13 protein-coding genes are annotated in these 21876 nt (G+C 44.5%); 10 read left to right on the top strand and 3 right to left on the bottom strand.

The window, feature by feature from the left end:
* Window positions 1–176: 176 nt before the first annotated feature.
* From OCT63_RS00200 to dbpA, 9 genes are all read left to right on the top strand, one after another.
* The gene (locus tag OCT63_RS00200; protein ID WP_269982965.1) at window positions 177–9353 is read left to right on the top strand and encodes a T1SS-143 repeat domain-containing protein; all 9177 of its coding nucleotides are present in this window, start codon (window positions 177–179) and stop codon (window positions 9351–9353) included.
* Window positions 9354–9386: 33 nt separating this feature from the next.
* Window positions 9387–11546 (top strand): type I secretion system permease/ATPase, encoded by a 2160-nt coding sequence (locus OCT63_RS00195; RefSeq protein ID WP_269982964.1) that lies wholly within the window; start codon window positions 9387–9389, stop codon window positions 11544–11546.
* Complete coding sequence (locus OCT63_RS00190; RefSeq protein WP_269982963.1) at window positions 11539–12864, top strand: HlyD family type I secretion periplasmic adaptor subunit; 1326 nt, start codon at window positions 11539–11541, stop codon at window positions 12862–12864. Before OCT63_RS00195 ends, OCT63_RS00190 begins: the two co-directional genes overlap by 8 nt.
* A 34-nt stretch (window positions 12865–12898) precedes the next feature.
* Entirely contained in the window at window positions 12899–14212 is a 1314-nt protein-coding gene (locus OCT63_RS00185; RefSeq protein WP_269982962.1) for a TolC family outer membrane protein, read from the top strand.
* Complete coding sequence (locus OCT63_RS00180; RefSeq protein WP_161684705.1) at window positions 14212–14850, top strand: OmpA family protein; 639 nt, start codon at window positions 14212–14214, stop codon at window positions 14848–14850. Before OCT63_RS00185 ends, OCT63_RS00180 begins: the two co-directional genes overlap by 1 nt.
* The gene (locus OCT63_RS00175) at window positions 14850–15800 is read left to right on the top strand and encodes a PstS family phosphate ABC transporter substrate-binding protein (protein WP_269982961.1); all 951 of its coding nucleotides are present in this window, start codon (window positions 14850–14852) and stop codon (window positions 15798–15800) included. The genes OCT63_RS00180 and OCT63_RS00175 overlap by 1 nt, the downstream gene beginning before the upstream one ends.
* Window positions 15801–16010: 210 nt before the next feature.
* Window positions 16011–16607, top strand: coding sequence for a hypothetical protein (locus tag OCT63_RS00170; RefSeq protein WP_161684701.1), 597 nt, complete (start codon window positions 16011–16013; stop codon window positions 16605–16607).
* A gap of 217 nt (window positions 16608–16824) precedes the next feature.
* Window positions 16825–17733 carry an aldo/keto reductase gene (locus tag OCT63_RS00165; RefSeq protein WP_161684699.1) on the top strand — a complete coding sequence of 303 codons (909 nt, stop codon included), beginning with the start codon at window positions 16825–16827 and terminating at the stop codon, window positions 17731–17733.
* Window positions 17734–17881: 148 nt separating this feature from the next.
* Window positions 17882–19261 (top strand): ATP-dependent RNA helicase DbpA, encoded by a 1380-nt coding sequence (gene dbpA, locus OCT63_RS00160; protein WP_269982960.1) that lies wholly within the window; start codon window positions 17882–17884, stop codon window positions 19259–19261.
* 72 nt (window positions 19262–19333) lie between these two features.
* Here the strand turns inward: dbpA and OCT63_RS00155 are convergent, their stop codons facing one another.
* Entirely contained in the window at window positions 19334–19507 is a 174-nt protein-coding gene (locus OCT63_RS00155) for a hypothetical protein (protein WP_017058002.1), read from the bottom strand.
* A 284-nt stretch (window positions 19508–19791) separates the two neighbouring features.
* Here OCT63_RS00155 and OCT63_RS00150 point away from each other — a divergent pair, with 284 nt between their 5' ends.
* A complete protein-coding gene (locus OCT63_RS00150) occupies window positions 19792–20628 on the top strand; it encodes a DUF6279 family lipoprotein (protein ID WP_269982959.1) in 837 nt (278 codons plus the stop codon).
* 85 nt (window positions 20629–20713) lie between these two features.
* Here the strand turns inward: OCT63_RS00150 and OCT63_RS00145 are convergent, their stop codons facing one another.
* Together OCT63_RS00145 and OCT63_RS00140 are read right to left on the bottom strand one after the other, a co-directional pair.
* Complete coding sequence (locus tag OCT63_RS00145; protein ID WP_161671714.1) at window positions 20714–21337, bottom strand: 3'-5' exonuclease; 624 nt, start codon at window positions 21335–21337, stop codon at window positions 20714–20716.
* An 87-nt stretch (window positions 21338–21424) separates the two neighbouring features.
* Window positions 21425–21829: a PPC domain-containing DNA-binding protein gene (locus OCT63_RS00140; protein WP_161684692.1), complete on the bottom strand. Its 405-nt coding sequence runs from the start codon at window positions 21827–21829 to the stop codon at window positions 21425–21427.
* Window positions 21830–21876 lie beyond the last annotated feature (47 nt).

The raw sequence follows: 21876 nt of genomic DNA, 5'->3' as shown, positions 1-21876 counted from the left end.
AACGGAATGTAAGTCACAAGCTCACGGTTTACTTTATGGCATATGAGTGCTACTTAATGAACAGTTAATAAACTGTTTTGCTAGTATTAACTAGGGAAAGTTCGCTGATTCTCCTGTCTTTACATTGAATATATTAATGTTCTCAGGACAGCGTTTTTGTAAGGAAGAGGTTTAGGATGGATCCTATTTTATATATCGAAGTCGGTGGCGTGGTGTGGCAAGTCTTCCCTGATGGCACTTGGCTTCAATTACCGGCATCACAACCTAAAGTTGAAGGTGTGCAAGTTGTGAGCATTGATCCTCAAAGTTTGGAGCAGGCTCAACCCCTCACAGCAATACAAATAGCCGCTGTTGAGCAGCAGCTAGAAGAGGTGGTGACTCAGCTTGTCAATAACATCGAAAGCGCACCTCAGCAGCAGAGTTCTGTCTATGATCAACCCAGCGCAAGCGCCTCTTTCATTGCTTATGTCCGCTCCACATTAGACGAAACCCTCGCGAAAGCAGGCTTTGATACTCGTCCTACAGAATATGGAGAAGAAGACACGACCTCAAACGACGGTAACCTAGATGCGCTACTACCTAGCGCAGAGCTCACGGTTGATATACTCGATGGCGGTGACGGGTACGAAAATCAGTTCGAAGTACCAGGTGTCACGATTACGGGCACGGCTGTGGATGTTCGAGATGGGCGCACTGTTGTTCTGACGATAACCGATGTTAACGGCAACACAGTCACCACTACCGCAATCACAAATGATGAAGCCTATGTCGTCAACGGCGTCGATCTTGCTTCGCTCGCGGAAGGCGATCTTCAAGTCGATGCGATCATTGCTGATGATTTTGGCAATAGCATCACAGCCAAAGATTCCACAATCAAAGACACCCTAGCCACAATCGATGTCGATTTTGATGGTTTTGGTGACGAGTTTTATAACCAGTTTGAAGTCGATAATGGTGCCTTGGTAGGTACAGTAACCAATGTTGAAGATGGTCAAACTATCTCAATCACGATTACAGACAGTGAAGGTCTGTCAGTATGCTATTCAACGGTAGTTTCTGGGAATAGTTGGACGCTCGAAAATCAGGATTACTCCAATTTCGCCGAAGGTGAACTCACTGTTGTTGCAAGCACCATCGATATTGCCGGAAACCCTACTACAGCGGCTGACACCATTGTTAAGGATACGTTGGCGAGTATTACAGCGAATGTTGATGACGGAGGGGATGGCGTTCTCAACAGCTTCGAAATTCAATCCGCCAAATTCTTCGGTACTGTCCAAAATGTTGAGGATGGCCAAACGGTCAACATAAGAATTTCAGACAGCACCACTAACGTTATCGTGCTGACAGCAACGGTTGTGAATGGCGCTTGGTCTGTGGAAGACGTCGATTTAACGAGTTTTTCTGATGGCAGCATTACCATCGAGGCTGACACTATTGATATCGCAGGTAACCCAGCGACTGCAGTCAATAGTGCAGGGGTAATTGTTATTGATACCGTTTCGCCAGTTATTGATATTGATACGTTAGATGGCTTTAGCATTTTGGCATTTCGTAGTGGCCAACTTACCACCATGCAGGGTACAACCAATGTTGCCGAAGGGCTGCCAGTTTACATTGAAGTAAGTGATGGGACTCAGACCCTAGTCTTTGAAGGCGTTGTTGATTCTGCGGGTAACTGGCTGGTGGAGAATATTGATATTTTTGTCCTAGATTCGTCTGCGGAATGGACGATTGACGCAAAAGTTTTCAATACAGTCGGTAACGAAGCCATCGATGACATGCCGACGATTATTCTTCCTGAGTCTGTGGTGTTTTCGGAAAACGTCATCGGTATTTTTGGCGATGAAACACAAACATCTGATATTCGCATCGATTTTGCAGACTTCTCGTTTAGTGATGATCAAAGTCTAGCTGAGTCATTAACCTCTCAAGGTCTATCGATCACCATCGCGGTATCGGCTGACAAACAAAGCCTAGTTGGAACACGAAGCGATGGCGAGATTGTATTCGATGCTGCTATATCTGGCAGCAACGTAAATATAAATTTCTATAAGGCGATTGATCAAGAAGCAGGATTAGACTCAATTCAGACCGCTCTGGTTATTGAAGGTTTGCAAACGGATGCGGACGGTACGACTGAGCTCGTTATTGGTCATCTACCTATTGTTATTAAAGATTCGGACCCACTCATTTTTGATGAATCTTATGAAGTTATTGAAGGTGAGGTGGTATCCGGTAATGTACTTAATAACGATATCGATCTTGATACCCAGCTAACCATAAAAAGTGTCGAAGTTGATGGGGCGACCCAAACAATATCAGGCAGTGCTCCGGTTTCATTTACTCTTGATGAAGGTGTTTTAACTGTCTTTGCAAATGGCCACTGGACGTTTGTTGCCAACAGGAATTTAGACCACACTGAAGCTCAAAACATCACTTTTAACTATGTTGCTGGTGACAGCAGTAATGATTTCGGAAACGGTACTGCGGTCATCGATATTTTTGATGGTGACGCAGGGTTAGTTGTTGATGGGACAACGACAAGCTCTGAAGGTGATGTGTCTGATGGAGTTCAAACTGTCGCCGGTCAGTTTACCCTTTCCGCTGGCTCAGATAATCCAGATCCCGCTTCGATTGTATTTAATGCTAATACTCTGGTTCAGCTAGACGCCTTGGGTTTGATGACTGGAGATGATGAGTTTCCTCTCACTTACACGTTAGCGAATGATGGTAAAACGATTACCGCGCAAGCAAATGGTGAAATAATATTCACGCTGACGTTGAGCGCAGTTGCTAGTGGGATTGATGTTCTAGCAGATGTGACATTAGTGTTAGAGCAGCCTATAAACCACCTGATCAGCAACGATTCTATTACTTTACCACTTATTATTGATGGGGAAGATTTAGATGGTACTGCTTTAGAGCAAGGGCAATTCGATTGGATAATCCAAGATGGAGTCGATCCGGTACTAACTTCAACTACCAATGCTGCTGTGGACGAATCTGATCTTATTAGTGGCAGTGTTTCTGATACTGGCACTTTCAATCTCAACGTCGGGAGTGACTTTATCGAGTCTGTATTTTTTGATGTTGGAGATCAGCCGCAGTTATTTAGTGGGGGGGAGCAAATCATCTATGTGGTCTCTGCAGACGGAAATGAACTGATTGGTTATGTTGGTTCTGAAAGCGCTGAAAATAAAGCGTTCACATTGAGCTTTACCTCTCCGCTAGGTGAGGCTGATACTGATGTCACTTACACCTTTGAACTCTTCAAAGGGCTTGACCAAGACAATATTACAGACGAACTACCTTTTGTCGTCACTGCAAGAGATGATGACAACGATGAAACTCAATTAATCTTGAATGTATCAGTGACTGACGGCGGTGAGCCGACGATTGGTTCGGGAACGGTTGAACTGAGTGAAGTACCTGTCGCGGATAGCACCCTATCGGGAGTAGCTTCTACAGCTAACGTGAGTTTGGCGGTTACTGCTGGCAATGACCCTCTGGTTTTCTTAGGTTTGGATGTGACCACGGGTCAAGCTGTTCTCGACAGCGATGGTATAGCGGTAACCAGTAATGGTGAAGCGCTGACTTGGCGTGATAACGGTAATGGTACTTTTGATGCTGTTCTTGGTAACGGCGGTGCTGTTTTCAAAATCAAATTACCAGATAACTTCAGCCTTGAAGCCAATGGCTCTACAAACGTTGATGTCGTTATTGAGCTCTATCAATCCATTGATCACGGCTCAGGTTTAAAAGATACCGAACTGACAGTTCCAGCTTCTATCGTCACGATCGATTCTGATGGCTCAAGAGACACGCAAGAATCCGACATTAAAATATACGATGGTAAGAATCCTGCATTCTCAGTTGTAGGCAGTATATCTGTTGATGAAGATGGACTCATTGGTGACAACGAACAAGCCGGTACTGAAGATCAGAGTCCATCAATATCCATAATTCAAGGCTCAGACGATATTGCTTCCGTATCAATTAATACTGATGCATTTGATTCACTTGGTTACACCAGTGGCGGGTTAGCGATTTCCTTACAGGAAGTGAATGCCGATGGTTGGTATTATGCGCAAGATTCATCGGGTAACGATATCTTCCGAATTCGCTTTAACAACGATGGCACTACTGAATTTAACCTTTATGGATCGCTCGATCATGCCACGGGTGACGGTGAAAATAATCTTGCCGTGAATTTTGAATTGGTTGTCACAGATGCTGACGGCGATAGCTCAGATCCCGCTATTTATTCTGTAAACGTAACTGATGCAGTTCCAACTGCGCGAAGCGGTTCTATTGAGTTGGTGGAAGGCGATAACCTTAGCGGACAGTTTTTAACGGAAGAGTTTGCCGGTGCTGATGGCGCAACCATTGTTAGTTTCGATTATCGCGGTACTACCTACACCTTTGTAGATGCTGATACCCCAATAACTATTGATCTAATCAACGATTTTGATAGTGGCAATGTGTACGGTCAGTTTACTCTTTCATCAGATGGTAGCTACCAGCTAACGACGAACCCAAATGTAACGACCAACCCTGCCGACCCTAAGATAGTCGATGACATTGATTACTTGGTGCGAGATGCCGATGGCGATGAAGTCGTCAGTAACGCTGAGCTTGTGTTAGACGATAACGAAGGCTTTATTCGTTATGAAGATTCTGAAACAACAGAAGATAACGATGCGATTATAGTCGTCAGTGTTTCAACTGGAGATATCGACCAAAGTGAAACCGTTACGGCTATCGAGTTCTCCGAAGCATCGTTGAATGGTGGTAGCTTGTACCTTGATGGCGTATTGCTTCAAGTTGTAGATGACAAAGTCACCTTGTCTGGAAGTCAGCTAGCCGCGATTGATAGCCAGTTTACTGGCCCGAATGGACAGTTGACCTATCGTCCAGCTCTGCATGAATCCAATACCACGTCGACGGTTATTTTGGCGATCAACGCGGTCATTAGTACCGATACGCTACCAAAAGAGCTCACGGCCGACATTGCCGTTTCTGTTTTACCCGTAGCGGATGCCCCGGATTGGTCAGATTCTGTATTTACCTACCAATCCGTAGAAGATGATGCGGACCCAATTAAATTAGATATCACCGCTCAGTTGGTTGACCAAGATACATCTGAAGAACTGTCTTATACCATTAGTGGGATTCCAGATGGGCTGAATATCACCTTGAACGGAAACGCCGTTAAAGAAGGTAAAGAGTACACCCAGACCCAAATCGACAAAATGGAAATCAGAGCCGATGAAAACCTAGCGGGTCGATTCGAGTTTGAGATTACTGCGATTGCAACCGAAGCCGGAAATACATTTTCTAACCCCGATGATAAAACGGCCGATATTGTTAATACCGTAGTCATTGACATCTCACCGGATGCGGATACTCCCATTTTATCGGTTAAAGATTACAAAGGTCTGGAAGATGAAAGCATCTTCCTAAAGAGCGTAATCAATGGTGCGTTGACTGATACCGATGGTTCTGAATCGTTAAGCTATCAAATCGAAGTGCAAGACGGTTGGTCTATTCAAGGCGGACTATTTGAACTGATTGGTCCTAATACTTATCTCGTTTCTGCTGGCGCGATTGAGAACGATATCGCTTATTTAGTACCAAAAGAAGACATCAGTTCATTTACCGAAGATCTGTTTATTAAGGTTACGGCGGTGGCGAAGGAATCGACCGTTGATTCATTAGATCCAATTAACGTGACCGCGCTTAGCGATACCAAAACCATCAATGTTTTCCTCAAGGGAGTCGTCGATGAGCCTATTGTTGTGGATGGCGGCAATGCACACTGGGAATATGACAGCGATACCAAAGTCATCAGTAATCAATCGGTACTCAGTGAAGATGGTTTAATCCGTCTCGATTTTGTAGTCCAAACCTCTGATAACGACGTTTCAGAAGAGATCAATATACTTTTGACCAATATTCCTGACGGCACCTTGCTGGTGGATTCGTTGGGTGAGTCAGTGTCGTTAACCATCGCCTACATTGACGATGTAACAGGCCCTGTATTTCAGGTCTCTAACGCTCAACTGAATGACCTATACCTCAAGCCTGTTACTGATTTCAGTGGCGAGTTAGAGCTAACTGTTATTGCTATTTCAACAGAGCCTGATGGTGATTCGGGCGAATTCCCGATGACGTTGAAGGTAGAATTAGCACCGATTGTCGATCAAGAAGATGGCCAAACAGTGAGTACTCAAGGTATTGAAGACAGTCAAATTGGATTGAATCTTGAACCATCTGTGAATCAAGATGTTGATGGAAGTGAATCTTTAACGGGGTATGTGATTGATAGCCTTCCTGCTGATCTGACTCTTTATTTCGATGGCAGTGTTATTGCCGTACCAGCTTCAGGGTTAGATTTAGAAAGTTTATTAGACTCTACGACGCCAACACTATCCGAGCTTTTAAGCAGCGGCAGGTTGTCAGTAACCGCTACGGAAGATTTGAGCGGTACGTTCTCAATCCCAATTACCTATGAAGTGACAGATACGTCGCCAACGGGCGCAACTGATGTAAAAGATATCTCGGGATCCATTAGTGTTACCGTTGATGCGAGGGTCGAGTCAGATACACGTTTAGAAAGTTCAGGTCAGCTGTACACCAGTGATGACGGTTCTCCGGTCAACGTGTCGGATGCCGTTACTTTTGTTGACGCTGATATGGATGGCTCAGAGTACTTAGATTATATCTTGATCGATGTGCCTGATGGGTATTCACTGATTATCGATCACCCGAACGGAGCCGCTCAAGATATTTCAGGAAACTGGATTATCTCTGCGAACGGTCTTACGAGTGACTCTATCCAAGAGTTGGCGCAAGAAATCTTGAGTGGTATGACGATCTCCAGCCCAAGCGATACGCCTGTTTTAGATATTGTGGTACGTGCTCGTGTTATTGATGGCGAAGATTCGAAATATATTGATACCTCATTCCAAATTCAGATTACAGGTCATGACGGCGGGGGCGGTTCTTGTGACCCTGTTGGACCTCCAAGTCCAATCCAACCCGATGGTGAAATTAAAACACCTGAAGGAGAAGATATTGATCTTACTGGTTTGTTAAACACTGATGTTGCCAGTGACCCAGACAATACGATCTCTTTCTATATTCCTGCCGACTCTCTCCCTGAAGGCGTCGAGATTTCAGGTGATGGCGTGATTGCAGAGTATGACGCGGCTGGCGAAGTGATCGGTTACTCGATTACTGCCGATGGTCTCTCGAAACTGACGTTAACCGGATTGGACGAAGACTTCGCTGGGTGTATTGATTTCACTATAGAGACGATTGAAACCTCACCGTGTAATGGGGAAACAGTCTCGACAGCTCAAACCATTAGTATTCAAGTACTACCTGTTGTCGATGACATTACGGTTGCAGCCGATTCGACAACAATCCAAGAAGATATTGCTACGGATCTTAATCTTGAGCTCGTTCTTGGTGATAGTGTTGAAGATGGCCAGTTAATTACAGGTGAAGGTAACAGCGCTACCGGTAAAGAAACCGTTAACACTCTGACAGTAACGGTATCAAATGGCGGCATGCTATCGGAGAGTCCTGCCGATACTGGCTTGTTGGTTGATAACGGCAATGGTACTTGGACGGTAACCGATCCTAGCCGCTTGAATGATGTGCTGGTGACACCACCTGAACATTACAGCGGCGAAATCACCTTAACGGTAACCGCCAATATTACCGATGAAGTGGATTGCGTAACCGAAACGGATACGCAAGATAAAACGACTGTAGTGACGGTCACCGTTGAACCTGTTGCTGATGCGGCGAACTTGGTGACGGAGGATGTTATCGGCGACGAAGACAACTACATTTCACTGTCATCACTCAGCGCGGAGCTGATTGACCAAGATGGCTCTGAAAATATGTCGTTGGCATTGAAAGGTGTGCCTGAAGGTGCGGTTGTTGCGATAAAAGTGGGCGATAGCTACGAACTGGTTCCAAACAACGGCGCCGATGGCGGTACCTTTAATAGAAGCCCTACTTACGAGTGGCAGCTCGATCCAAGTCAGTTAGCTAATCTAGTCATTCTGCCACCAAGAGACTTTAGTGGTGATATGAATCTTGTTCTTGAGGCGATTACTCAAGAAATCGGTACCACAGAAATTCGTTATACCGAATCTGAATTCACGGTTGGTGTGAACCCTATTGGTGACAAGGTTGAGTTCTTCGACCTACCTGAACAACTGACGGGCAGTGAAGACGAAGGCATTGTTATTCCGCTTGATGCGAATAGCTTTGAGACTAATAGTGATGAGTTCTTATCAATTACCGTGACGGTGAATTCGACTTCGGATCCATCAGGTTTAGTTGGGCTAGATCGAATTCGAATTGGCTCTGAAACCAGTTCTTTCACCAGTGTTGGTGGCATCATACAGGCGACGATCATCGTAAAATCAAGCTCTGTCGATGAACTCGAATTCTTTGCGGGCGATGCGTTTGGTAATCTCGATATTACGATTACAGGCCGAACGGTTGATCAAAATACCGTACTCGGAGAGTTAGTGGTCGATACGGGTGACCCGAGCTCGCAAGACATGGCGCTTATTATCACACCAGAGCCTGATGCACCGTTATTGAGCGTTGAATACTCTTCGATCGTGGCAGAAGCAAGTGGCACGATTCCTCTTGGTTTAGACCTTTCTCTTGTAAACCCTGCTGATTCAGAAGTGGGCTTCATTACAATTTATGATATCCCTGCAGGTTTGACCTTCTCTCATGGCTCTATGGTTGATGGTCAATATGTGGTGGATTTAGCAGATGTACCTAATTTAGCAATTACGGGCGGTTATGATGGTATTGACCCATTTGAACTCACCATTGAACCTTCTGCTGAGATAGGTAACAACCAAGCGGTAGGGTTGCCTCAAACGGTATCGGTTGAATTTGTTGCTGACGGCGACTCTACCATTACCGCAACAGACGACAACGACTTACTCATCGGTGGTACAGGCTCAGATAATTTTGTGTTTGAACCATCAGGTTTGGGCAGCGCTGAGACACCAAGCTACGATGTGGTTCAAGATTTTGATGCGTCTCCAGACACGGATGTAATTGACCTATCGGGTATTTTGGGAAGCCTAGGGCTTAATACAGGGCTAGGAGCAACACAATATTTAGATTTAGAAGAGTCTGGTGAAGGTGTGACCATCTCTATTAAACCTAATGGCGACGAAGATGTTCAACAAAATATTTTGTTAGCCGATGTGACTTACGACGATCTTTATCAGGGCGATAGTGGCAGTGCACTAGAAGCGCAAATCTTACAAAAAATGATAGAAGACAATAATTTAACGCTGTAAGTTAGATGTACAGTCTATAAAAGGAAGTTTAGATTGGTAGAACAAAAAGACAGCTGGCTAGGTTGTGTTGAGTGGCTATGTGAGCATTTTAATGTTCGCAGCCACCCTTCTAAAATAGTGTCTGGCCTACCTTTAGATGAAGGCAGGCTTAATGAATCCCTTTTCCCAAGAGCGATTGAGAAATCGGGATTAACTCTGAACCACGTTAAAAAAGAATTACTGACTCAATGTCAGTTCCCTGTTGTTGCTGTTGATTCTGCGACAGGGAGTCCCGTTGTCGTCACTCAAGGCTCCGGTGGCGACTTTCAAGTATTGGATTGTGAAACCAATTCCAGCCAACAAACCCTCTTAAAAGACTTGGTTGCTCGAGTGGAATCGTATGTGTGGCAAGTGGGTGCTCAAGCGCTTGATGATTCTCGTGTTCAATCTCATGAACGCAGTGAGAACAAATCCAATACCCGTTGGTTATGGCGTGTCGTCAAAGAAGTGAAACCTTGGTATCGAGACCTGTTTATCGCTTCATTCTTGATCAACTTGCTCGCGCTAGTCGTGCCTCTTTTTACCATGAATGTATACGACCGCGTAGTGCCAAATCAAGCGTTTAACACGCTTTGGGTTCTGGCGGCAGGCGTTGGTATTGTCGTTATTTTTGATTGGATATTGAGAAGCTCGCGAAGCTCTGTGACTGACATGGCTGGGCGCTATATTGATAACAAGTTGTCTTCTCAACTGTTCTCTAAAGTCCTTGGTATGAAGTTAGAAAACCGACCGCAATCGGTAGGCGCATTTGCTAGACAGCTTCAAGATTTTGATAGCGTTAAAGATTTCTTCACCTCCATCTCTTTGGTCACGTTAATCGATCTGCCATTCACTTTGCTCTTCCTGTTTCTTATCGGTTGGCTCGGTGGCGCGATGATGTTCATTCCTGTCGCCATTATGTTGGTATTGATTGTGTTGAGCGTAGCGATGAAAGGTAAAGTCGAAAAAACATTCGATGAAACCGCACGTTTATCAACACAAAGACAAGCACAGCTGTTTGATTGTTTAACAACCCTTCCGGATATTAAGCAAAACAACGCTGAAGGTATTACTCAAAAGCGTTGGGAGCAGACAATTTCATCATTATCTCAATGGCAAACTCAATCTCGTCATTACTCCAATATCGTGACGCACTCTATTCAGTCGAGCCAGCAGATCGTCACCATCACTCTGATCATCTTCGGTGTTTATCAGATCTCTGAAGGCCTATTGAGCATGGGTGGCTTGATCGCTGTGGTGATGTTGAGTGGACGCGCTGCAAGTTCGGTGAACCAACTTTCTCTTTTAATGCTGAGATTCCAACAAACACGATCGGCCGTCGAAGGCCTGAATCAAATCATGGAGTTACCTCAAGAAGAGTCTAAACACCAAGTGATCGATAAAGGTGACTTTGATGGTGGGGTTAGGTTGGATGAAGTTACGTTTACCTACCCAGAAACACAAAGCCCAGTGTTAAAAGAACTCTCTTTTGAGATAAAACCGGGCGAACGTGTCGGCCTTGTTGGTGCGGCAGGTGCAGGAAAAACCACGCTGTTATCAATCGTTGCTCGTCAGTACTTACCAACAACAGGACAAGCTTTCTATCAAGAGATTGACGGGCAATTATGGCCGACTAGTGTTTTGCGTAGCAGCATGGGGTGGGTTGGGCAAACTACCAATCTTATCTTTGGCAGTATCTACGACAACGTCACTTTGGGTGCAACTAACGTCGATGAAGAAAAGCTAAGACAAGCGCTGCAACAATCAGGTTTGAATGGCTATATGGGGCGCTTAAGTAACGGCTTAGAAACGCCAGTCGGTGAAGGTGGTAGATTGCTTTCAGGAGGCCAACGTCAAGCTGTGGCTATCGCAAGGGCGCTTTATCGCTGTCCAAAATTACTGATCATGGATGAACCTACCAGCGCGCTAGATAATCAAGCTGAGATACAGTTCTTCAATGCGTTGCAAAGTATGCCAAGAGAAACCTCGATGCTGATCAGCTCACACAAATCTTCCTTCTTGATGATGTGTGATCGTGTGGTTGTATTAGATAAAGGTCAGATCGTGGCTGAGGGTGAGCCAAAAGACATTCTCTCTCTACAAAAGAAAAGTGCGCCCAAAGGAACCAGTCGCTTCAAAACGGTTTCGGTGGTGAAGGGAGGTCGTCATGAGTAATGATATTCAATGGACCAACAATCATTTGGCCTTTCGTTCTCGTAAGCTGATCTGGCTCAGTGCGGTATTGATTGTGTCTATCATCGGTTGGGCTATGTGGGCAACATTAGAGGAAGTCGTGATCGGTGAAGGAAAAGTTGTGCCGAGTCTCTCGGTACAAACGATTCAAAGTCTAGAGGGCGGGCTGGTCCAAGAAATATTAGTGCAACAAGGTCAACCTGTCGTGAAAGGGCAACCTCTGGCTAAGCTAGAAGAGACACGTTTTAAAGCGGCTTTTTTAGAGTCAGCCCAGCAAGCTGACACCTTACTTGCTCAGCAATTAAGATTAAAGGCCGAGCTGTCGACGGTCGTTTTAAATAATGATGCAAAAGAGTGGTATGAGCGAGTGGTCTTGGTGCCACAAGATATTGCTGTCGATGTATCAAGCCATCCCGCCTTAATGAACGCGAAAGCTAACTACCGAGAGCGTTTAGGGCAGTTGAAATCGGAATTGGAAGAGGCGGCACTCCGTATTGAGCAACAAGACCAAGCACGTGTCGATACGCTCAATAATATTCAGACTCTCGAAAGCAGCCTCGAGATTGTGATTCGTGAGCGCAACATGCTGAAAGACGTGGTGGCGAGTGGTGCGGTTGCAGAAGTTGAATTGCTAAAACTGAATCGCGATGTGGTCAAGCTGAAAGGTGATATTGCTAGCTCAAAAGTGGCGGCTCAAAAACAGATAGCCGCTTACTCAGAGTCGATAGCCGATCATAGAAGCTTAGCATTGGATTTTCGTACTAAGGTACAAGGCCAATTGAACGAAGTGGCCAGCAAAATAGCTCAATTGAATGAAAGCCAACAGGCGATCGCCGACCAACTTAAACGAACGCAAATTTTAGCGCCTGTTGATGGCACGGTAAAAGAGATCTTTGTTCGGACTATCGGTGGTGTCGTCCGTCCGGGGGAGCCTATTATTGAGATTATTCCGTCAAACAGCGAGCTGATTGTTGAAGCTAAAATCTCTCCTCAAGACATTGCATTTGTTCATAAGGGATTGGATGCCACAGTGAAATTCACAGCCTATGACTTTGTTATTTATGGCGGTCTGAAAGGTAAAGTGACTTATGTCAGTGCCGATGCCTTACAAACCGAAGACGGCAATGCTTATTATCGAGCCCATGTTCAGTTAGACGAAAGCCAACAGCACAACTCTGCGTTGAGTATTATTCCAGGGATGCAAGTTGCCGTTGATATATTGACTGGCGAAAAAACAGTGTTGAATTACTGGTTAAAACCTATTTTACGAGCTAAGGAAAACTCACTTCGCGAACGATGAAGTGAGTTAGAGCATAAATATAAAAGGAAGTGTAATGCATTCAAAATTCTTACTCTCTTCTTGCTTGCTAATGAGTGGGCTGTCTCAAGCCGCTTCATTAGAAGAGTCAGTGGCGTTTGCTATCGACTATAGTCCAGAGATATTGGCGCAGTATTCCCGATATCAATCGGTGATAAGAGACGGAGACGCTGCGGGTGGTTTATATATGCCACAAGTCAACCTTTATGCGGCGGCGGGTTACGAAGAGACGCGTTATAACAGCGGCAGCAAACTTGATACCGATGACCGTGGCCTAACGCGAACGGAAATTGGCGTTAAAGTATCTCAGTTACTGTTCGATGGCTTTAAAACCACATCGAATGTTGATCGACTAACGTACGAAGCAGAAGCAGAGCGTTTAACTCTGATTTCACGAGCTGAAAATGTATCGTTAGACGTAGTCAGAAACTACTTAGATATCCTGAAAGCCGAAACGCTTTTGGATCTTTCTAAACGTAACGTAAAAGAGCACCAAGAAATCTATCAAGACATTCAAGATAAAAAGAGCAAAGGGTTGAGTAGTAACTCGGATCTGGCTCAGATCTCGGCGCGTGTCGCGACCGCGCAATCTTCACTAATTGCCGCTCAGAATAATCTGTTTGATTTACAAACTCAGTATCTACGCCTAGTCGGCAAGCCTGCGGTCAATATGGTTTCCCCACGTTTTGATTACGCGTTGTTACCGAGTTCTGCGCAGGTAGCCCTTGAACAGGCGATAGAGAATCACCCTGAAATCAAAGCCGCTTTGCTTGATATCGACGCAGCTCGTAAAGAGATGCGCCGCGAGAAAGGGGATTACTATCCAGAGGTGAAACTTGAGCTTCATGCTAATAAAAACGACAACGTGTCTAACCCGCCAGGCGGTGTCGATGAAGATGCTCGACTAATGCTAACGATGGATTATGACCTGTTTAATGGCTTCTCTACTGATTCTAGAGTTGAATCATCGGCTTGGCGAGTTGAAGAGGCTAGGGCGATACGGTTAAGAACGGAGCGTGAGGTTAAAGAGGGTACTCAGCTAGCTTGGAACGCATATAAGATGCTTGAACAGCAAAAATCCCTACTTCAACAGAATGTGGATGCAGCTAAAATTGCAGAGCTTGGTTATATCCAACAATTTAATGTTGGCAGACGAAGCTTGCTTGATGTGCTTGATGCAAAAGTGGAAGTGTTCTTAGCTCGAAGAAACTTTATCAGCACTGAATACGATCAAACGTTAGCGGCATATCGAGTACTGAATGCGATGGGCATGTTGACTTACGCATTAAGAATTGAACATCCAGATGAGTGGCAAGGGGAGAATAAGTAATGAGATATTTTAAACTAGCGCTACTTAGTTCTATCTTGTTAATGGGATGTGCGGAAACGCCTGATACCACAATGACTCGACATCAAATTGATGACTTAGCGGATAATGATCGCGATGGTGTGATAAACCAGCGAGACCTTTGTGCTGATACGCCAGAAGGCGTACTTGTTGATATTAAAGGATGTGCCGATTGGAAGATTATCGAAGATGTTGAGGTCTTAAGCGTGGCATTTGATTTCGATAAATATGACCTTAAACCAGAGCACACAGCCGTTCTCAACGAATTAGTGCGTTTACTGGGTGAGCAGCCAGACGCCTCCGTTACCTTAGTGGGGGACACAAGTTCAGAAGGTACCAACGTTTATAACAAAGCATTGGCCAAGAAAAGGACTGGCGTGATTCGAGACGCTCTGATTGACAGAGGCATCGATGGTGAGCGAATTTTCGAACAAGAATTTACTCAGATAACCAGCTTAACTCAGCACCTTCACAAGCGTAAGCGCAGAACGATAGCGGTGTTAAAAACAGAGAGCATGGAAGTTAACCCATCTTGGAATATATTCACCTCAGAGATGCAACTCGACAGTAATAGCGATGTTGAATCTAAGACATCGATTGATCCAGTAGGGGGCCTGTAATGAAACGTCTATCTAATAAATCGGGCGTATTGCTTGCTGCTGTGCCTGTGCTTCTTTCGGTATCGGTATCGGTATCGGCTAATGATGTCCGTGATATTGGTTTGGTGGCGATTGAACCAAATATGCAGGGGCTCGTTGAAGATTTGCTTAAAAGCCAAGAAATCGATCTAGAGCTTTTACTGAGTGACAGTGTTCCAGAGCAGATGATCATGCAGCGCTCCCGTGTCGGTATCACTTCTAAAAAGTGGACTGACAAAGAGATGGCTAGATTTGACATGCGTTATGGTTATAGGCCAACAGAACTGATGTTTACCGCTGATGTGATTGCGATTCTAGCGAATGAGAATAACCCAGCGACGTCAATCACTGTCGCAGAATTAATAGATGTGTTTGGTTGTTCTAATGAGCTTAAACATCCTAAATGGAAACCAAGCAGTGATATTCGCGATGGTGAAAGCTTAGATACCCACATGTTGCCTTTTGCTATCGACCACAATCTGCAAGGCCATACTACGTTTTCGAGTTGGGTCGAGTGTAGCACTGACGGGGAATATGCGAATACTCAATTTTTAGCGGATCTGCCTGAGCTTGTTAATAAGATTGAAGGCGAAGAAGCGGCAATTGGTTATACCGTTTACTCGGACCAAATCTCGGATGTGAAATGGTTGAGCGTGGTCGATAACCTAGGCGTGAACTATGACTTAAATAAGGAAACGATCCTCTCTGGTCGCTACCCGTTAGCAACGGTTTATTATATGTACCTGAACATTCCAGCGCATCACAAAGGACTTACCGAGCAAGAGAAGTTCTTTGTTGGGCTGACTTTGTCGGAAGAGCATCAAGGCGTGTTGAACCAATATGGTTTCATCAGTTTGCCGCCTGAAGCCATTCAACGTAATAAAGTAAGACTATCGCTTGAAGAGCCAGCGATCGAAGGTGGCTATAAATAATTGGTATGACGCTCTGTATGTGAGTCGACGGAATGGTATTGTTAGTTCCGTAATGGTTCTCAACGTGACGGATTACGTTATTCAGCGATAGAATTTATTTAGCGGGCATGTATGCCCGTTTTTTTCGCCTAAAATTTGTGGTTCAGGCGTTTGTTTGCTGATCGGTCGCGTATAATGGACGATTCTTACCGCGCAAAATAAGCACAATTAATGAGAATTTTTCCTGCCTCAACCCTACCTTTGTTTCTGGTTTTGAATGCAATTGCATTCTCCGCACAAGCGACCGAGGCTTGGTGGCTGCGAACTGTGTTCAACAGTAGCTCAGTTCAACCGAGTTCCCAACACTATATTAATGATATCGACCTTATGGATTGCGGCGAGATCGAAGGCACTATGTTGTGCAGTGACCAAACTAAATATTACGATCTGGATGTTTACGTTGAACTGGAGTTGGGTGAATCGAGTATCGAAGTGGTACGCTTAAGCCTACCGTATTCAACATTAAGTTATACGAAGCTTCAGGCTTACCTTCGTCAAGATGGCTTTGCTCTGAGTTCAATTCGTATAGGGGAAGATGAGTTCGATGTCGTCGCTCAACTCGAACAAGCGGAACGTGAAGGCGTAGGTTTTGGTGAGGTAGATAAGCAGCTCGTTGAATTTATTAATGCGCCACACCATTCATTCGAGCAAATGAGCCTATGGAATGTTCCTCGTTCTTCCTCATCATCTTCTTCTCGTACCTCAGAGCCTTGGGTTCAGTTACATACTGATGGTGGCGACCTAACCGTTGAACTAAATCGTTTTTAATGGCTCAAATTTATAGATGCTCTCGTATTTCATTAGAGCAACAAGCCTTTTGGGTTAACGGTTCATGGGCAGACAGCAAGCTATTCTTCATTTCTGTGTTCGTTTTTCATGTGGCTCTCACATTTTTAGTAAGCGTTTAGTTTTGCCAATTGTTATACGTTGAGCCTTCAGTAAAACGAGCTTAGGATACGCTCAGTATTGATAAAGGAGACAACCCATGGTTGCAAAAGTAACGACAGCGCCGCAAGGCTTAGAACTCTCTGAGCTGGTGCAAGGATACTGGCGTACAGCAGAGTGGGGCATGACCCCGCAACAACGCCTGACTTTCCTTAAGCAGCATATTGATCTTGGTATCACAACGGTTGATCACGCCGATATTTACGGTAACTACCAATGTGAAAAGTTATTTGGTGAGGCATTAGCGCTTGAGCCAAGCCTTCGTGGTGAGATCCAAATCGTCACCAAGTGCGATATCAACTTGTGTGGTGACCATACTCCTGATCGTAAGATCAATCACTATGACACCAGCGCACACCATATTTACCAATCCGTAAATAATTCTCTAGAACGTTTGGGTGTAAGCGAACTTGATGTATTACTGATTCATCGCCCTGATGTACTTATGGATGCGGATGAGGTTGCAGAAGCTTTTGCAGAATTGCATAAGGTCGGCAAAGTTAAACACTTCGGTGTATCAAACTTTTCACCGCGCCAGTTTGAACTGTTGCAATCTCGACTAGGTAAGCCACTCATTACCAACCAAGTCGAAATTAACCCACTGAACTTCGAAGTTGCCCATGATGGCACCTTAGATCAACTGCAGATGAATCGTATACGCCCAATGGCGTGGTCTTGTTTAGGTGGTGGTAGCATTTTCAATGGCGATTCAGAACAAGCGATTCGCGTACGTGATGAACTAGAAGCGATTCGCCAAGAAGTGGGTGCAGACAGCATTGACCAAGTGATTTACGCTTGGGTTCGCCGTTTACCGTCTAATCCAATTGCGATTATCGGTTCAGGTAAGATTGAACGTGTGAAGACAGCCGTTGATGCATTGAAAATTGAACTGACTCGCGAACAATGGTATCGCGTTTGGGTTGCATCTAAAGGTCACGGTGTGCCATAGGAAGTAATTCGAAAATGACGATAAGCCAGCTAACAAAGCTGGCTTTTTTGTGTCTGCCTAACATGTTTCTTCAAAACTGTGATTAAGGTGGAATAATTTTCAAAAACACTCATAATGCACTCTGTTTTTCACCAGTTGGATATTTCCATTGAGCACTTCAAAATTCTCTTCAATCGCCCTTAAACCAGAGCTTCTAAATACGTTAGATTCGCTTGGTTATACTGAAATGACGCCGATCCAAGCGTTAAGTCTTCCTACTATCCTAACTGGCAAGGACGTTATCGGTCAGGGTAAAACGGGTTCAGGTAAAACAGCCGCTTTTGGTTTAGGCGTGCTGCAGAACCTACGCGTTAAGCGTTTCCGTGTTCAGTCTTTAGTGTTATGTCCGACTCGTGAGCTTGCAGACCAAGTTGCAAAAGAGATCCGTACTCTTGCTCGTGGTATTCACAATATTAAAGTGCTGACATTATGTGGCGGTATGCCAATGGGCCCACAGATTGGTTCACTAGAGCATGGCGCACACATTCTTGTGGGCACGCCTGGCCGTATCCTTGATCATCTAGAAAAAGATCGTATTGACCTATCTGAGTTGAACACGCTTGTGTTGGATGAAGCCGACCGCATGCTAGAAATGGGTTTCCAAGACGCTTTGGATGCAGTGATTGAAGCGGCTCCAAAAGAGCGTCAAACTCTGCTCTTCAGTGCAACTTTCCCTAAACAGATCAAATCTGTTGCAGACCGTATTATGCGTGATCCAGAAATGGTGAAGGTTGAATCAACGCATGATCACTCAAGCATTCAGCAACACTTCTACAAAGTGGAAGGGACTGAAGCTCGTGATGACGCGTTAGAGTTACTTCTTCTTCATCATCAACCAGAATCAGCGGTTGTGTTCTGTAACACTAAGAAAGAAGTACAGAACGTAAACGATGAGCTAAGCCATCGTGGTTTCAGCGTTATCGAGCTTCATGGCGACATGGAGCAGCGTGAACGTGACCAAGCTTTGGTTCAGTTCTCAAACAAAACGATCTCTATTCTAGTCGCGACAGACGTTGCGGCTCGTGGCCTTGATGTCGATAACCTAGATGCTGTATTCAACTTTGAGCTATCTCGCGACCCTGAAGTTCACGTACACCGTATTGGTCGTACTGGCCGTGCAGGAAGCAAAGGCGTAGCTATCAGTTTCTTTAGCGAAAAAGAGATGTACCGTGTTGCTCAAATTGATGAGTACATGGACATGCCGATAGAACCATCTGAGTTACCAGCAAAACCAATTGCTAAGCCTTACTACTCAAACATGGTAACCATCCAGATTGATGGCGGTAAGAAAGCCAAGCTTCGTGCGGGTGATATTCTTGGCGCATTGACTGGTCAAGGTGGTATTGATGGAAAATCAGTAGGTAAGATCAACTTGTTTGCAATGCGTGCCTACGTAGCGGTAGAAAGATCGGTGTCTAAGAAAGCGCTAGGTAAAATAGAATCAGGGAAAATGAAGGGGCGTCAATTCCGTGCCCGAATCCTGAAGTAATTCGAGACTAAAGCCCTTTACTGCAAAGTGTAATATTAACGACAATGCAGTAAAGGGGGTTCCACAGTTGATCTATTCATCAGGTCTGATGGAATAAAGATCGTTGATATGTTTTCCTTCGCTAAGATACCAAGTCATCGCTTCCTGTCGATTATTAGCGAATATCGTAATTGTGGTTATTTTTCCAGCGTCAAAATAGCAAAGCTCATATTCTAATTCGCTTGTATGATGAGGAATAGCGGCCATAGCTTGCCTCCCAAATACTAACCATTATGATTTATGCAAAATACATACCGTTAATATGTATTGCATTGTTCTCAATGAACAATAAAAAGTCGAATAATATCACTGCTAGTCGTAAGCTTTATTTTAATCATTTGCCTAAATAGACGGTTTAGCAAGGTGAAGTCTCAATTTATCTGAAAGTTTTTACGATAAGGTGCTTTTATAGCTAATGTTATAAGGTCAACAGTAATCTGATGAGACCATTTTGGTGTTCGTTGGCCAGTAACATATGATGAGAGGGTGTAATGAGGAAATGCCGTTGGTTAGTCGTATTTGTGTGCTTTCTATTTGCCGGGTGTGGGACGAAATTCGCCTATAACAATATCAGTTGGTTTGCGGTTAGCTATATCGAAGATTTTGTTTCACTATCTAATAGTCAAGAATCAGAGCTCGAAGAGCGCCTCGATTTATTACAGCAATGGCATAAAGAAACTCAACTTCCGTTGTATATTTCGCAATTAGAAGTGATTCAAAGTATTGCTCGCTCCGATATTAATTCTGCGTTTATCGTTGACCAGAGTGAGCAAATTAAACATCATATTCGTTCTATCGTTAATAAATTGGCTCCCGATGTTTACGGGTTAAGTATGCAGTTTACTCCTAAGCAAGATAACGAATTCTTAAAGAACTTCAGAGAAAAGCAGCAAGACTATTACGAAGAAAGGTTATCATTGGATGATGAAGATTCGAGGGAACGATATCGGAGTCGAATAGAAGAGAGACTAGAGCGATGGCTAGGATCGGTATCGAAAGAGCAACAACAGATTATTTCAACTTGGTCTCAAGAGTGGATTAATACCAATGATACCTGGCGCCAATATCAAAATAACACTTATCAAGACCTATCGACACTGATGCAAAAGAAGACCGATCTGCATATTACGCAGCCAATTATTATGAACCTGCTTTTGAACAACGAAGCTTATTATCCAGACGAATTGGAATCTAAGCTTAATAAGAATATGCAGACATCAGCTAGGTTCTTAGTCGAGATCGCCACAGTGAGCAGTGATAAGCAATGGTCTTATTTCATGAATGAACTAGAAAGTCTCAAATCAACGTTGGTGACACTGCAGGAGTAGGGCACGGGTAAGCTTCGTTAGTGACTAAAAAGGCTGATCGTGTTAAACCCATCAGCCTTTCAATCATTATCGTATAGTAAGGGTTTTAACCTCGATTGCTCACCAACAGTTTTGGGATAGAGCCTTTCGCTGTCTTCGATATTTTCTGCATCAATTGAAAGCTTGGCTGTTGAATGCCGTGGTCGCTTTGCAACTCATCAATCATTAATAACCATAAGCGTGCTGTCATCTCTGAATCGGCTAACGCTCTGTGGAAAGTACCGTCGTTGTCGATATTCTTAAAACGGACAAGGTCGCCTAGCTTATGGGTCGGTGCATCTTGGATCAGGCGGCGAGCAATCAACATTGAGCAAGCGAACTTACCTGTATAGCCTCGGCCAATAAAATCTAACTCTGCATCAAGAAAGCGCTTATCAAATGAGGCATTGTGAGCGACAAGTTGGCTGCCTTGGATAAAGTCTGCAAACTCATCCATCACTTCGCTGCAACTGGCCGCCGTGCTTAACATACGGTTACTGATTCCGGTATAGCTTTCAATGAACCCACTAACGCGAAACCCTGGGTTCATGAGTTGCTGAAAGGTGTCGACGACTTCGCCGTTAACTAATTTAACCGCACCGATTTCAATCGCTCGGTCACCCATGTTGGGAGATAAGCCTGTTGTTTCGAAATCGAGAACGATAACGGAGTCTGCGGACTTTGGAGCCATCGTGTTTCCTAATACTATTTATTTAGTTGTATCGCTTTATATAGGGCGCTAGTGCTGCTACGGGGCAATCTATTGCGTGGTGTTGTTCTATTGCGTGTTACTGCTGATAGTGAGTTCAGTGTAGCCCGTCGAATCATCATGCTCTCTGTTGAAGGTCAAAGTATCGTAGCAGTGAATAATCAATTCAGCCGTGGTTGCGATAATCGTCCCCTCCAGTAGATGCCCGCCAATCACATCGCCATTCTCATCAGCAACAGATATATGAACGTGCTGGTGGTTAGGCGTTAGCGTTGCCATTACAGATACGATTTCGAACGGAGCTTTGATTAGCTTAGTGTTGTTCGCATTAGCCAGACGAATATTGAGCTGAGAAACACACCCGACACAAGACGCAATAGAGCCTGCCGAGATATTGTGCGCGGTCACTAGCTTTTGGATCTCAAGCTTTAGGTCTTGCCCGCGGGTTAATCTTGTGGCGATAGGAGTGATCATCTTGTTACCTCAACTTTATATGTATTTCAAAGAACAAAACGAAGCCA

This window comes from Vibrio sp. RW, assembly GCF_027587105.1.
Classification (GTDB): domain Bacteria; phylum Pseudomonadota; class Gammaproteobacteria; order Enterobacterales; family Vibrionaceae; genus Vibrio; species Vibrio toranzoniae.
The sequence above is the reverse complement of the archived record's forward strand: the minus strand, read 5'-3'. Positions and strand labels throughout refer to the sequence as shown.

Excerpts from the sequence above, each read along its gene's own strand:
- OCT63_RS00200 (WP_269982965.1), top strand. The coding sequence starts at position 177 with ATGGATCCTATTTTATATATCGAAGTCGGTGGCGTGGTGTGGCAAGTC.
- OCT63_RS00190 (WP_269982963.1), top strand. The coding sequence starts at position 11,539 with ATGAGTAATGATATTCAATGGACCAACAATCATTTGGCCTTTCGTTCT.
- OCT63_RS00185 (WP_269982962.1), top strand. The coding sequence starts at position 12,899 with ATGCATTCAAAATTCTTACTCTCTTCTTGCTTGCTAATGAGTGGGCTG.
- OCT63_RS00180 (WP_161684705.1), top strand. The coding sequence starts at position 14,212 with ATGAGATATTTTAAACTAGCGCTACTTAGTTCTATCTTGTTAATGGGA.
- OCT63_RS00175 (WP_269982961.1), top strand. The coding sequence starts at position 14,850 with ATGAAACGTCTATCTAATAAATCGGGCGTATTGCTTGCTGCTGTGCCT.
- OCT63_RS00170 (WP_161684701.1), top strand. The coding sequence starts at position 16,011 with ATGAGAATTTTTCCTGCCTCAACCCTACCTTTGTTTCTGGTTTTGAAT.
- OCT63_RS00165 (WP_161684699.1), top strand. The coding sequence starts at position 16,825 with ATGGTTGCAAAAGTAACGACAGCGCCGCAAGGCTTAGAACTCTCTGAG.
- OCT63_RS00155 (WP_017058002.1), bottom strand. The coding sequence starts at position 19,507 with ATGGCCGCTATTCCTCATCATACAAGCGAATTAGAATATGAGCTTTGC.
- OCT63_RS00150 (WP_269982959.1), top strand. The coding sequence starts at position 19,792 with ATGAGGAAATGCCGTTGGTTAGTCGTATTTGTGTGCTTTCTATTTGCC.
- OCT63_RS00145 (WP_161671714.1), bottom strand. The coding sequence starts at position 21,337 with ATGGCTCCAAAGTCCGCAGACTCCGTTATCGTTCTCGATTTCGAAACA.
- OCT63_RS00140 (WP_161684692.1), bottom strand. The coding sequence starts at position 21,829 with ATGATCACTCCTATCGCCACAAGATTAACCCGCGGGCAAGACCTAAAG.